The organism is Prosthecobacter sp. (assembly GCF_014879935.1).
Classification (GTDB): domain Bacteria; phylum Verrucomicrobiota; class Verrucomicrobiia; order Verrucomicrobiales; family Verrucomicrobiaceae; genus Prosthecobacter.
In genome coordinates this window covers 110504-123906 of sequence record NZ_JACSRD010000123.1, presented here as the reverse complement: position 1 = coordinate 123906, position 13403 = coordinate 110504, and the positions used below count along the sequence as shown (strand labels likewise).

The window sequence follows — 13403 nt, the reverse complement described above, 5'->3', positions numbered from 1 at the left end:
CCACTGAAATGGCTGTCAGCGGGAAGGCAAGATTTGGAAATGAAGATCACCCGGCTCGCGGGATTGCGGCGCGGGTCTCCGCTGGAAACTGTCGTTCCGCTTGATCGATGCCCTCCACCACACCCACAACCACCCAGCTTGCGATAGCGCGGTTCGAGGTCTGTTCTCATCAACCGCTGGCGACCTGCTGCGGACTCGGAGGTCCGCGCTCCCTCACGGTCTGAACATGAACTCCGTGGTATTCAGCAATGACCAGGCCACGTCTCGATTGGATGCTGCATGGCTGGAGATCGCTGCACGCTCGCGTTTCGAAGCCTCGCGGCCCAGCAGTTCGAGAAAGAGATCGTCGGCGTTGCCACGCCTTTCGGTGGCCTTTGCGACAAGGGGATCATTCATCATGAATCGAGCCAGGTCATGCGAGACGGGTGTCAGGCTTTCATCGGTCCATTCACGTGTGCCGCGTCCGAGCATCCGCAGCGGGTGGCCAGGCTTTGGCACCTGCGGGATTTGAAGATCAAACTCGCCTGAAATCGCCTTCCAGATGACTTCGGAGGGCAGGCGGCGGATTTGCGGAGCTGGAGTGAGGTAGCATCCGTCCCAATCCATGGTGTAGTCGATGCCGGATCGTTGATAGGCATCGGTGCGGGCGAGGATGCGCTGGAATTCGCCCAGGCGGCCGCCACAGCGCAGGAACTCCTCGATGAGCACCTTGATACCGTGTGTGAAATCAGAGGGCGAGTTGACTTCCAGGCCGATCCAGGTGGGAGCACCGCGAGGTGAGGCGCTGAAGCAGTCGTTACTGGTGCGATTGAGGATTGGTTTGCGATGAATGCCATGCCAAGGCAGCGCGTCGTCCACACCTCCGATGGTCTTGTCCACCATCTGGCCGGGCATGCCAAACAAGCTGCTCCAGACACGCAAGGATGTCACGAGGGCGAAGCGGCGGCTGTCTTGCTGCTCCACGATCCAGCGTGCGACTTGCGTGAGCTTGTCCTCGTCGTCGTTGAGCATGGGGCGCCAGCTTCGATGGATGCGAGGCAGGGCAGGCGGAACAACGTCGCCGGGCTTGCCGTCACGGTAAAGGTAGTCGGATGGAAGGCGGACCACGTCTTTGCCGGCAAAACAGGCAGCAAACTCGTGGCATTCCCGCTCGGTGTGATCATTGAAGGGGTGATCGTGGCACATGGCGCAGTACAAATCCTCGCCCAGCACGGTGTAGGCCGTTTCCACACCGGTGCGCATGGCGTCATTCTGATCGCGCTGACGCATGTGGCCGCCGCCGATCATGTGGGTCACGATTTCGGCATAAGGCCGGTCTTCCGCCGCCGCTGTACGAAGCCAGCCGATGTTGGGATCGTCGTCCTTCACCCGAAACGCCTCCGCGAGCATGCGAAAGCGCACATCGGCGGCCCCGGGCTCTCTCACCAATGCTTCGGTGAGCTTCACGCGCTTCGCGGGCGATTTGTCGGCCAGGAAGGCACGAGCTTCCTCGGGCTTTGGCAGCCTTCCGGCCAGATCAATGCAGGCGCGGCGTAGAAAAACCGAGTCGTCCGCCAGGTCAGGCAGACTGGGAAGGGCAGGCGTGTTCTTCCACTTCTGACGTTGTTCCTTGAGCAGTTCGTAGTCGTGCATCAGTGCCGCGTCGAGATGAGCGGCGGCGACTTGGGCGCTGTCGGTTGGTGCGGGTGCGGGTGTCCGGGCGGTTTCTGCTTCGGGAGAGCAGGCGGAAAGAAGGACGCAAAGTCCGAGAGCGCGTTTCATGCGCCATCCAACGGGCAGATGTCATGTTTCGTTAGGGTTGCCTTGTTGCTGTGCCACAAGAGCCGCCCTGTTCCGCAGGAACAGGGCAACTTTCAGGAGGCTTGCGCTCCGGTTTCGGCACGCTAAGGAACGCGTCCCATGAAAATCCTCGTCACAGGCAAAGGCGGGCGCGAGCACGCGCTCATCACGGCACTCAGCGCATCGCCGGAGAAGCATGAGCTGTTCGCGTATCCTGGCAGCGATGCGATCGCGACGCTGGCGACCTGTGTGAGCGTGGCTGGATTGTCCCAGGCGATTTCGTGGAATTTGCAGGACCTCATCGAATGGATGAAGCAGAATCACATCGACCTGTGCATGGCGGGCGAGGAGGCGTTGCTGGTGAAGGATCGCGGTCTGGCGAATCTGTGTGCCGAGGCGGGCATCCCATGCTGGGGACCCTTGAAGGAGATCGCGCAGCTGGAGGCCTCGAAAGGTTTCGCGAAGAAGTTTTTGAAGCGTCACGGCATTCCGACGGCGGATTTCACGATCTGCACGAATGCCGAGGAGGCGAAGGCCGCGCTGACGGAGACGCCGATCGTGCTGAAGTTCGATGGACTGGCGGCCGGCAAGGGCGTGGCGGTTTGCACGTCGAAAGAGGAGGCGGAGCAGTTCGTGGAGGATGTGATGGAGAAGCGCTGCTTCGGCGCGGGCGATCTGCTGGTCGAAAAATGCCTCACCGGACCGGAGATCTCGGTCTTCGCGTCGGTGTGCGATGATTCGTATCAAATCCTCATGCCAGCGCGGGACTACAAGCGCATCCGCGACAATGACCAGGGGCCGAACACCGGCGGCATGGGTGCGGTGGCGTCGCTGAAACTGGCGGAACCGGCGCTGATGCAGCGCATCGAGCGCGAAATCGTGAAGCCAACGGTGGAAGGCATCCGCAAAGACGGCCTGCGCTACCGTGGCTTTCTCTACTTCGGCCTGATGCTCACGCCCACCGGGCCGCAGGTGATCGAATACAACTGCCGTTTCGGTGATCCGGAGGCCGAAGCCGTGCTGCCGATGGTGCGCGGCGATTTTGCGACCTATGTGTTTGAGGCGGCGAAGGGGAATTTGAAGCCGGAACTGATCCAGTTCGCGCCCGGCTGGAGCATCTGCCTGATTTCGGCCAGTGCTGGTTATCCGGCGTCATCGCACAGTGGTGATGTGATCAGCGGTCTGGAGCATGTGAGCGGCGCACGCGTGTATCATTGCGGCACGAAGAAGAATGCAGCCGGTCAGTTTGAAACGAACGGAGGACGGGTGCTCGCGGTCGTGGCGCAGGGCGAGACGCGGGTGGAAGCACGCGACAAAGCCTATGCGGAAAGTGCGAAGGTCACGTTTGACGGCCTGCAGCGCCGTTCGGACATCGGGAAGATGCATTTTGAGTGAGTGACCTGATCCCGCAGGGATCGGAGAAATCAGCCCGGGGGCGAAGACCCCGGGTACGCTCCAAAGAACATTGTCAGTTGGAGGCCGCATGCTGAAGGTAGGCGAGAAGGGAGCGAGGAGCCGTTGTGCGCTTCTTGCATCCCTGCCGGGATGCGAACTTGGGAGGGATCGGTGTGTCGTTTGATCCGGGGGTGGCGTTCGCTTCGCGAACTTACCCCCGGCTAATTTCTTTGATCCCTTCGGGATCGGATTTCGTGGTGCGGGCAAGCCTGCCCGCGAAGAGAGCGTTCACACTCGGGCAGGATTGCCCGAGCTACGAGCCAACCGTTCATCGCTCTCCAAGTGCCCCGCCCAGCCAAAGTGGCAGCGGAACTCGTAGCAGTTCTTCATTTGCTCGAAGGGGCCGGTCCATTCGGGCTTGTTGGAGGCCACGGTGATGGCGGAAGGCGTGAATCCGGTGATCGGAAGACGTTTGAGCGTGAAGGTGTCGTTGAGGAGGCGGGTTTTGCGCCAGTTGAAGCCCATGAGCTGGGCGCTGACGCAATCGACGGCCACGGGATGCGTTCCAGCCATGATGACGCCGCTTTCGACAGGATCGCAGGACATGGGGCCGTCGCCATCGCCGCCGATGATGCCATCGACGACGGTCAGGTAGCGAAGCGGCTTCTCACGGCGGCGGGCACAGCCGTCGAAGTAGAAGAAGCACTTGTGCAGGTCGATGATCATGCGCCAGGCGGTGTTGTTGCCGTGCCAGTTGCCGGAGCGCACGACTTCTTTGGTATCGCCAAACACGAAGCGGCCGAGTTTCTTCAGCGGCACGAAGAGTTTCGAGAGGAAGAAGCGGCCAAAGAGGATCTTTTTGGCGTTGCGCATCAGCGAGCCTTCGAGCGCACGTTTGGCCGTCGATTCGGCAAACTGGTCGCCGCCTTCCGCGGGTGTGCCTTCGGTGTGGCGTGGCAGCCAGTTCGTGCGCGGCGTGGTGCCGACGAGATTCTTCAATGCGACGGTGAGGCCGACTTTCTTGTGCGTCTTGAGCTTCGGCACGTTGATCAGCACGTCCGCATTCATCGGTGTGCGGCAGATGCGGTATTCGTGATGCGGGTCGGTGTGCTGACGGTTTGTCGTGGCGAAGTCATACGAAGCTCCGTAGAGCTTCCCGAGGCCGGGATGGCCGATGAATTCGCTGTCCGCGTCGAGATGGATGTCCACCGCGCCGGAGGGGTCGCTGGAGAGCTGACGTTTGGCGATGGTGACGCCGTCATCGATCGTCCATTCCTCACAACGCATGTCGAAGAGCAGGAACGCGACGCCGGGGAACTCGAGCGTGAGATCGGTGACCATCTGGTCGAGCTGATGCAGGCGGCGAATCGTGTCGAAGGATGAATCGCTCTGCGGCGCGTCGCACAGCGTCACAGAACCGCGCCCCTGGAGCTTTTTCGCCGCCCAGCGGGCCACTTCGCGCACGACGAGCGGATGCGTGATGATGGTGAGCCAGCCATTTTCGTCCTCGGGCTTGCTGGCATTGTGCTCCTTCACCCAGTTGGGCTTGATGACGACACGTTCGCCGGGCTGGATGAAATCGTCGGGGAGGTTCAGCGCGGCGATGGTGTCCTCGATCTGCTTTCGCACGGCGATTGGATCATCATACGAGCCCTGGCCGTGCATGACGGCGACTTTCGGAGAGCCAAACTGGGAGGGATCGAGCGTGTTCACGTGAGGGCGGCTATTTACCGGCCGAAGGTTGGCTTTGCAATGCCGCGTGCGCTGTCAAACGTCCGCCCATGGACAAAATCGTGCGGATCATCTGCGTGCTGCTGACGCTCGCCATGGTCGCGATGATCGTGCCTGAGCTGAGGGTGTCGGGCGTTCGTGCGAAACCGCTCGATCCGCCGTTCGTGCGGCTGACGCCGCTGGAAATGGCCGCGCTGCCGCTGGCGACGCGGTTTGACATGCCGCTGGGATCGGAGCACGGCGCGTTCACCTACAATGCGCGGGCGTTTCGCATTCAGCGGCACTTGGGCGATGATTTGAACGGCATCGGCGGCGGAAACTCCGATCTGGGTGACCCTGTCCATGCGGCGGGTGCAGGACGGGTGATCTATGCGGGCGTTCCAAGCCCTGACTGGGGAAACATGATCCTCATCGCGCATCGATTGCCGGACGGAGACGAACTCGGCCCCGTGGTGCAGACCGTATATGCACATCTCGAGTCGATGCGGGTGAGGGCGGGGCAGGTGGTGCAGCGTGGGGACGTGATCGGCACCGTGGGGACCGCGGCCGGTCGCTACTGGGCGCACCTGCATTTCGAGGTGCGCGTCGGGCCCTACATCAATCCTGGCCAGGGATATGCTGACACCGCCTTGAACCGCGTTGCGCCAGAGGTGTTCATACGTGCGCACCGTGGCGCGGATGAGAATGTCTTGAATCCGCCGCCAGAAAATGACTGAATCTGGAAAAGATGATTTGAAGGATGACGATTTGAACCCGTCATTCTCCGCCCACCCCGTCTCATGCGTTTGATCTGTCTCATCTGTCTGCTGGCCGTCACGGGCTCGCCCGCGCTGGCGCAGCCGGTGAAGTCCACGCCGGCACAGATCACCTGCGAATCGCTCAGCGCCGAGCTGTTTGCCGCCATCCGGGCCAATCCGGCCAAACTGGAAATGCGGCTGGAGGAGGCCCTCATCATCCGGGAGAGCTGCACGAGTGAGATCGTGACGGCCGCCATCGACGCCGTGAACGCTGATCCCGCGCTGGTGCAGAAGATTGTCAACACGGCGATGGACATCGCACCCGCGAAGGCAGCGCTGATCACGACGGCGGTTAAGAATTATCAGGCGCCATCAGTCGCGATGGCCCCCTTGGTCGAGGTGCGGCGGGCAGAGCCGGCCACGGCCACCTCGGCTCCCCAGGTGCTGCCCGGCGAGGAATTGCGGCGGGCAGAACTGCCGCTGGTGACGCAAAGCATCCCCATCGTGGAAGTTCGGAAGGCGGAGTCACCTGCCGTTGCGACTCCCATGGCCGTCCTGGAGCAGGAACGTGTCATGAACCTGACGGATGTGCCCAAAGCACGGCCGCTGCGGTAGCGCCGGGGCTGCCGGGAGGAGGCAGCATCACGATGGAGGCAATGGACTGACGACCCAATCGACTTTGCGTGAACGTGCCCGCGCGTGAAACAACGCGTAGATGCCTTGGGAGCAGCCGGCGGCGATCAGGAGCCACAGCGGGGAGAAAAACACGAATGCGACACACAGCATTCCTGAGATCACGATTCCCAGTCCCAGAGCGAAGATCAGCCACCACGTCATGAAGTGCCCGAATCGGAAACCATGGGCAGGAGACGACATCTGCTGGAGCCGGTAGTAGATGAACAGCGGCCTGATCAGAATCCAGAACACCGAGAGTGACAGGGCGATGCCGCAAAGCACCGGAATCCCGCGTGCCCGATCGAGAATGAGTGCCTGCGCGGCGATCACTGGCAGCACCAGAACCACCAGTCCTGTCATGCGGGCAAGGGTGATCCGCCGCGAAAGGCGCATCAGGTCGTGAATCCGCAAGGGCAGGCCTGCGAAGAAGGGCATGGACCCATGACCGAGCGGCCACGAGAACGTGGCGTACGGAATGCCGTTCGACAGAGGGAAGGCAAGCAGGGCCACGGCGCTGAGTGGCAGGACGACGACCCACATTTCCGCCGTCTCCCTGACCCAGGGCGGACTGAAGGTCATGATGAGAAACGATGCCAGCAGGAGCAGGGTCAGAATGGGGATGGCCTTCCACCAGAGGCTGGTCCATCCAGCCACTCCACCGGCCACGATGGCGGCCAGCTTGCGATCCCGGTCATTCATCAAGCGCAGCGCCAGTTTCTCGATCCAGCCGCGGTTGTGTGCGGGCTGTTCGTCTGCCCGGGCCTGCTGGATGGCAGCGAGGACGTCCACAGTCGTCGAGGCAGCCGTTTCCGGGAGCACAACGCCGGGTTCGTCGTCCGTATCGTCCTCCGGGGCACGCGATTCGCCGTCGGTCGTGTCTGGAGGACCGCCACCGTCCTCTGGAAACACCAGATCGTAGGTGATCGCCGCCCTGAGAGGAAAGACCGACCAAAGGACGGCTCCCGAAAGGAGAGTCAGCAGGGTCAAAGCCAGTTCGGTGCCGCTTTCGGCCGCGTGCATGGCCCAGCGGGCTGGCAGGAGCCAGGAAAGCGTGCTGCAGAGCGCCACCACCCATTCAGCGATCGGCTGGCCGGACGCGTGGCTCTTCTCCCACCACCACGCGTAGAGCAGCAGGCTGCCCCACACGATCAAGGCCCCGGTCCAGGCCTTTGCGATCAGCCGGCCCAGGGTGGAAAAGGGACTGTCATGCATCACGCAGGCGATCATCACCAGCCAGAGCAGGAGGCCGTTCCAGACGATCTGCGGCCAGGCCAGCGCAGGCAGCGGGAAACCAAGCCAGGCCCAGGAGGTGACCAGCATTCGTGGCAGCAGCTTCCACAATCCGCCAAAATACACGCCACGTGCCCAGCGGACGATGTCACGTCCGGCGACAGGCAGTTGCCACAGCACATTCGTCGTCGGACTCGACTGCATCAGCCAGTAGAAGCGCTGGGAGGACAGGCGCACGGTGACCACCACCACGCCCGCCAGCATGAAGTCCCGCCAGCCTTCCTGGCCCAGTTGCGGCTCGTTCCACCCAGCCAGCAGGCAGATGAGGAAGCCGATCAAGGTTTCCCAACCGACAAACTTCAGGCCGGCCGTCACCCGCGGCCACCATTGGTGGTCAGAGGGTTGCATCTTCGCCCCGCGCAGGGCCTTGGCTGCCATGCGCCGGAGATCCGCCTCGGCTTCTGGATGGTGGAAGAACATCGTCAAAGAGTCAGCGCAGGCCGCGCAGCACGTTTTCCTGGCCTTCCGGGCCGGCGGCGATCAGTTCACGGACCCGCTCACCCGTTTCCCACAGCGCGACGCGGCCATGCCGCAGCACACAGACGTGATCGGAGAAATCCGCTGCCAGATCCACCATCTGGGTGGTGTAGATCACGGTGGCACCGGCTTCCGTCATGCGGCGCACGAGCCTGCGGAACACGCCCATGCCGATCGCATCCATGCCGGAGGCGAAGGGTTCATCCACCAGCCACAATTCCGGCTGGATGACGCACACGCAGGCCATAAAGGCCTTCCACAACTGCCCTCGTGACAACGAGCCCGCGCTTCGATCCATCAAGGCGGCGATCCCGGTCTCCTCCAGCAGCGAAACCAGCTCTGCCTCGTGATTTTCAACCCGTGCGTCATACAAATCCGCGAGAGTGGCGATGTTCGACGCCACCGTGCGGTCCATGAACATGAGGGGCGTGTCGGGGGTGAAGAGCAGCCGCCGGCGCAGTTCGAGCACTTCCCGGCTGAAAGTCTGGCCGTCGAAACGAATCAGGCCTTCGTCTGGCGCCAGAATGCCGCCGAGCAGCGCCAGCAGCGTGGATTTGCCTGCGCCATTTTCACCAATCACAGAAATGATCGAACTGGGCGGCACATTGAGGCTGACCTGGTCGAGCGCGATGGTGTGGCCGAAGCGTTTCGACAGGTCGCTGAGCTCGATGTGCATGCGGCCGGATTAGGCCGAGCGACGAACGAACGTCAAGGAACGCCCGCATCGGCCACAGCGACGCTTCCATGCCTCCGAAGCCGCTCACTTCGCCGGAATCTCGTTCAGCGTGTAGTAGCCCACGGTGTGCAGCAGCGGCTGCTTCTCCGTGTTGCGGACGCCGTCGAGGTGGAGTTCGTGAATGTGGCCTTTGGTGAGCGGTGAGAGCGTCAGACGCACCGATTTGCCATCCGCAGCGACTTGGGCGGCGGTGATCTTGGGCAGGATCTCATCGATCTCGTCGCCGCCGTATTGTTCACGGTAGGCATAGGTGAACTCGCGCATGGAGTAGCTCTTCACATCGCCCGCGGTCGCAGGATCGACGGGCTGGGTGAAGGTGAGCTCAAAGCCGTCGTCCTTCGCGCGCATCTCGTGCACCTCGAAGGGCGTCTTGCCGGTCCATTCGCACTTTTCGAAGCAATACGGCTTTCCACCGCGTGCGCCCCAGCCACGGTCGCTGCCGCCGACGAACACGCGGCCTTCCTCATCCATGCGGCCGCCGATCAGCCCGCTGTTGAAGCCGCCGCGGAAGGGGAAGACGACGCCCTGTTTGATGCCGTTGATCGTTTCGAGGAAGACGCGGCTCAGATTGCTGTGCGACTGGTCGGCGACGAAGAGCTGCTTCGCGAACGGGCCGAATTTGCCGCCGCTGGTATCGCAAATGATCGCGCTGGCGCTGTTGCCGATCTTTCCGTGCACGAGATACACGGCAGGCGGCAGCAGTTGCTTGATGCGCTCACGTTCCTTCACCATGCGGTCGGGATCGCCGCCGGGACGGTCTTCTTTGCGGCCACGATCCCCCTGGAAGGCCTCGGGGACCGGATCGACCGGCCTCGGTCCCATGTTGGGCGCCAGATCATACCAGACGTTGCCGCCCGGATGTCCCTGGAATGAGCCCGGAACGAGGTGCTGCAGCGTGCATGAGCCGTGCCATGGCCCCTGGTTGTCGCAGTAATAGACCTCGCCATCCGCATCGAATCCGACGCCGCCGGGGCTGCGGATGCCGGAGCAGGTCGGGACCATGGTGCCGTCTGGTTTCACCCGCAGCGCCCAGCCGCGGAAGGGCACCTGGCTGCTGAACGAGCCGGTCAGGCAGAGCGTGACCCAAAGATCACCCGCTTTGTCGAATCGGCTGCCGATGGCGTATTCGTGGTAGTCGCCGGAGACGCCCCAACTGTCATTCACGTTGTCAAAAACGTCGGCGCGGCCGTCGCCATCGACGTCTTTGAGCCGCGTGATCTCGTAACGTGTGGTGGCGTAGAGGTTCTTGTCCTTCGGATTGTAGGCGATGCCGAGCACCTCGTGCAAACCGGAGGCGAAAAGCTGGTAGCTCACCTGTGAAGGGTCGTTGCTGCTGGCGCCGCTGACGATCCAGATCTCGCCACGGCGTGTGCCGAGCGCCAGCCTGCCGTCCGGCAGCAAGTCGATCGATCCGACCTCCAGGGCGGTCTCCTTCGGCGTCTGGAAGGTGGTGATCTTGTAGTAGTCGGCCTCGACCGGATCAGCCCCATCCTTCGCCAAGGCTACGGAGGGCAGAAGCAGTGAAGTGCTGAGAGCGAGGGGCAAAAAGAAGGTGCGTTTCATGACGGCGTCGCGTGAGAGTTTACTGCGCCCACTGATAAGTGATGGTCATCGTGCCCGCTTTGGCCGGGATCACGAGATTGGTGCCGGCGATTTGCGCGCCGGGGGCGGTGATGCGGAAGGATTTCGGACTCACCAGGGCAAAGGAGCCGTCCTTGGCCTCAAAACGACCGGCTCCGACGCGATACCAGGCATTCGCAGGCAGTTCGCCGGTGATCTTGACGCTGCGGATGAGCGTTGGCTTGCCATCGGGCTTGTTGCCATCGCCTTGCGCCGTGAAGCTTTCCTCGATCTCGGCGTTGTTCCAAGTGTAGCGGAAGGTCGGATTGCGACGTGCATCGAGCGTGTAGCCTTTCCACGCGAAACCGTCATGGCGCTTCCCCTTTTCCCACCGCGGCCACTCGGCGTCGGGCTTGTCAGCAACGAACAGCGCGGGCGTCGCCTCGCCTGTCGGCAGGATCACATCGTATCCCAGCGGTTTCTCGTGGCCGCCGCCGCGTGAGTTCCAGTGACGGGAGGCATCGATGAAGGCCCCGCGCCAGAATTCAGCCAGATTCATGCTCTCCGCGCTCCAGGCGATGTTGATGCCACCCGGATAGCCGACGGCGATGGCACGATTGCCGGCGCCCTGGATGAAGTTGCGGTAGATCACCGGCTCTTCCTTCACGGTGATCGGAATGGGCGCGTAGTCCTTCTGCTTTTTGGCGCCGCCCTTCCAGTTCGGGTGCAGCCACCTTGAAAGCGGGGTGATCTGGAAATCCGCTCCTTTCCAGGCGGCGTAGAGCTCGATCTGTCCGGCACCTTGGAAGTATTCGAGGCGGAATTCGTGCGGCCCCTGGTTGAGCGTGAGGCCCTTTTCCTTGATGTCGCCCGCCGGATGAATGCCGTCGTAGCTGATGATTTCGTTGCCATCGATGAACAGGCGGGATCCGTCGTCGCTGGAGAGATAGAACCGGTAGGAGCCCTTCTTGGGCGCGTCCAGCGTGCCGGTGAAGACGACGCCGAACTCGTTCTTGTAGTCGTCGAGCTTCACCTGGAGCAGGTTGTCCTCCACCTGGCCTTCGCGATGCGGTTTCAGCTTGGAGAAATCGGGGAGCACCGTCCAATCCCCGAGATAAAGCGCGAACCGCAGGTCTTTGAGGCCGCCGCCCATGGGGGCGACCTTCAATTCCCCGCGCATGGTCAGCGCGTGGCCAGGAAAGGTGCAGACGTAGGGATAGGTTCCGGCTTTCTCGGGCGCGGTGAAGCTGAGCTCCTCCTTTTCATGCGGGTTGAGCATCTTCGAGTGCAGCCAGATGCGCGGGTCGTCGGGCAGCCAGTTGCGTTTCAGCGCCACGTCCGGCTTTTCCATCTGCTTCAGTGCCATGGCGGCCGTGTCGGTGCCGGGTTTGCAGAAGACGAGGTTGTGCGGCAGGTCGTCGCCATTCTCAAAGACGAGCTTCACCGGCTGGCCGGGCTGCACCAGCAGCTCCGTGGTGTCGTATTTCATCTGCGCCGTCATCGTCTTGATGGTGAAGGCGGCAGGTTCGACCGCGGAGGCGCAGGCCGTGGCGAGGAGGAGGGCAGAAAGGGGGCGGATCATCACGGGCGCGGGTTTACGAAGGTGCCTCCGGCCGTCTTGCGTCGAAAAACGGAACGATTGCATGTGTCAGTCCACTTTGGGCTTGGCTGCGGTTCGTGATTTTGGTTATCTAACCGCATGAATGAACGCATCTGGCACCTGCTGAAAGCCTCGGACAAAGAAGTCTATGGACCGATCGATCTCGAAACGCTGCGTGGCTGGGCGGCTGATGCCAAGGTGTCCCCGCTGGACAAGCTCTCCAATGACGGACGCATGAGCTGGATGCGCGCGCCGATGGTGCCGGAGCTGCAGATGGATCTGCTGGTGCAGATGCCGGACAACTACCTCTACGGCCCCACGAACGTGGCGACGATCCAGGAATTCCTCGCCACGGGGGAGATCGACGAAAACGTCACCATCATCAATTGCGTGGACAACAGCGAGTCGCGGCTCTCCGAACTCGCCTGGTTCAAAGCCAGCCCGCACCACGTCCGCAGCGCCGCCACCACGCTTCTGGGCACGCAGTGGCCGGATGACAAGAAACTGCCCGGCGACGCCTCCCAGCAGTCGCGGATCGGCACGCTGGAGCGGCAGGTGATGGAATTGCAGCGCGTGGTGGACGAGTGGCAGCAGGCCTACAACAGCCTGAAGCAGCAATACGTCGAAATGGTGGGCCGCGAGCCGCTCTGAGGCGGTTCAGGAGGCGCCTGATTCACCATTTTCCTTCAAACCGGGCACGTCTTTCGCCTTGTCAGCGTAGCGGTCGAAGCGGTTCGAGAGAATCAGCAGCGTGGGTGCCCACAAGCCGACGAAAATGCCGAAACGCTCGGCATGGGCCTGTTCCTCGGGCGCATCTCCATTGAGAAACCACCAGATCCAGATGGAAAGCAGGATGGAGAGGACGCCAGCCTGGAAACAAATCGTGCTGAGGGTGCGGCAGATGGACGGATTCATGAAAACAAACTGCCATGAAGGGCCGCGTTCCGGCAAGCCAGGAATTCCGCCATCGCAATCACCGCACATCAAATGGCAGCCTGAGGCGGGCATGAGGACGCTTGAGAGCGGCGCGGGTGAGAGCATAGTGCCGGCATGTCTTTTCCCATCGAAGTCTGTGACGCTGGCACGGTGCCGCCCAGGCCGCGCGTGGCGCCGCACAAGCCGCTGGCACTGCCACGTGCCTCGCCGCCTGCGCTGGAGCCGCCCTGGCACGTGATCCTGCTCGATGACGACGTCCACACGCATGAGTATGTGATTGAGATGCTGGGTGCGATCTTTGGCCACGGTCACGAGCTGGCACTGAGGATGGCGCGCGAGGTGAACGCCTGCGGACGCGTGATCGTGGCGACCGTTCACAAGGAACTGGCCGAGCTGCGGCAGCAGCAGATCGAGGAGTACGGTCCGGACAAACGCGTCCCGGAGTGCCGCGGGTCGATGGGAGCGATCATCGAGTGCTCGGAGTGAT

At 62.3% G+C, this 13403-nt stretch carries 12 protein-coding genes; 5 read left to right on the top strand and 7 right to left on the bottom strand.

Annotation, left to right across the window (positions count from 1 at the left end; genetic code table 11):
- Window positions 1-213 precede the first annotated feature (213 nt).
- Complete coding sequence (locus IAE77_RS09595) at window positions 214-1761, bottom strand: DUF1549 domain-containing protein (RefSeq protein WP_294225291.1); 1548 nt, start codon at window positions 1759-1761, stop codon at window positions 214-216.
- Between the two features lie 138 nt (window positions 1762-1899).
- Here IAE77_RS09595 and purD point away from each other — a divergent pair, with 138 nt between their 5' ends.
- Window positions 1900-3174, top strand: coding sequence for a phosphoribosylamine--glycine ligase (gene purD, locus IAE77_RS09590; protein ID WP_294225289.1), 1275 nt, complete (start codon window positions 1900-1902; stop codon window positions 3172-3174).
- Between the two features lie 288 nt (window positions 3175-3462).
- Here purD and IAE77_RS09585 read toward each other — a convergent pair whose 3' ends face one another.
- Complete coding sequence (locus tag IAE77_RS09585; RefSeq protein WP_294225286.1) at window positions 3463-4887, bottom strand: DUF362 domain-containing protein; 1425 nt, start codon at window positions 4885-4887, stop codon at window positions 3463-3465.
- A gap of 68 nt (window positions 4888-4955) precedes the next feature.
- On the opposite strand from IAE77_RS09585, the gene IAE77_RS09580 reads away from it, so the two are divergent.
- Window positions 4956-5621: a M23 family metallopeptidase gene (locus tag IAE77_RS09580; protein ID WP_294225278.1), complete on the top strand. Its 666-nt coding sequence runs from the start codon at window positions 4956-4958 to the stop codon at window positions 5619-5621.
- Window positions 5622-5684: 63 nt separating this feature from the next.
- Window positions 5685-6257 carry a hypothetical protein gene (locus IAE77_RS09575; protein WP_294225275.1) on the top strand — a complete coding sequence of 191 codons (573 nt, stop codon included), beginning with the start codon at window positions 5685-5687 and terminating at the stop codon, window positions 6255-6257.
- Window positions 6258-6284: 27 nt separating this feature from the next.
- On the opposite strand, the gene IAE77_RS09570 is transcribed toward IAE77_RS09575, so the two are convergent.
- The 4 genes from IAE77_RS09570 to IAE77_RS09555 form a co-directional block, all read right to left on the bottom strand.
- The gene (locus tag IAE77_RS09570; RefSeq protein WP_294225272.1) at window positions 6285-7985 is read right to left on the bottom strand and encodes a hypothetical protein; all 1701 of its coding nucleotides are present in this window, start codon (window positions 7983-7985) and stop codon (window positions 6285-6287) included.
- Window positions 7986-8037: 52 nt separating this feature from the next.
- Complete coding sequence (locus tag IAE77_RS09565; protein WP_294225269.1) at window positions 8038-8760, bottom strand: ABC transporter ATP-binding protein; 723 nt, start codon at window positions 8758-8760, stop codon at window positions 8038-8040.
- 84 nt (window positions 8761-8844) lie between these two features.
- Window positions 8845-10383, bottom strand: coding sequence for a hypothetical protein (locus IAE77_RS09560; RefSeq protein WP_294225266.1), 1539 nt, complete (start codon window positions 10381-10383; stop codon window positions 8845-8847).
- A 19-nt stretch (window positions 10384-10402) separates the two neighbouring features.
- Complete coding sequence (locus IAE77_RS09555; protein WP_294225540.1) at window positions 10403-11962, bottom strand: PA14 domain-containing protein; 1560 nt, start codon at window positions 11960-11962, stop codon at window positions 10403-10405.
- Between the two features lie 117 nt (window positions 11963-12079).
- Here IAE77_RS09555 and IAE77_RS09550 point away from each other — a divergent pair, with 117 nt between their 5' ends.
- Window positions 12080-12631: a hypothetical protein gene (locus tag IAE77_RS09550; protein ID WP_294225263.1), complete on the top strand. Its 552-nt coding sequence runs from the start codon at window positions 12080-12082 to the stop codon at window positions 12629-12631.
- Between the two features lie 6 nt (window positions 12632-12637).
- On the opposite strand, the gene IAE77_RS09545 is transcribed toward IAE77_RS09550, so the two are convergent.
- Complete coding sequence (locus tag IAE77_RS09545) at window positions 12638-12895, bottom strand: hypothetical protein (protein WP_294225260.1); 258 nt, start codon at window positions 12893-12895, stop codon at window positions 12638-12640.
- 135 nt (window positions 12896-13030) lie between these two features.
- On the opposite strand from IAE77_RS09545, the gene IAE77_RS09540 reads away from it, so the two are divergent.
- Window positions 13031-13402 carry an ATP-dependent Clp protease adaptor ClpS gene (locus IAE77_RS09540; protein WP_294225259.1) on the top strand — a complete coding sequence of 124 codons (372 nt, stop codon included), beginning with the start codon at window positions 13031-13033 and terminating at the stop codon, window positions 13400-13402.
- Window position 13403: the final 1 nt, after the last annotated feature.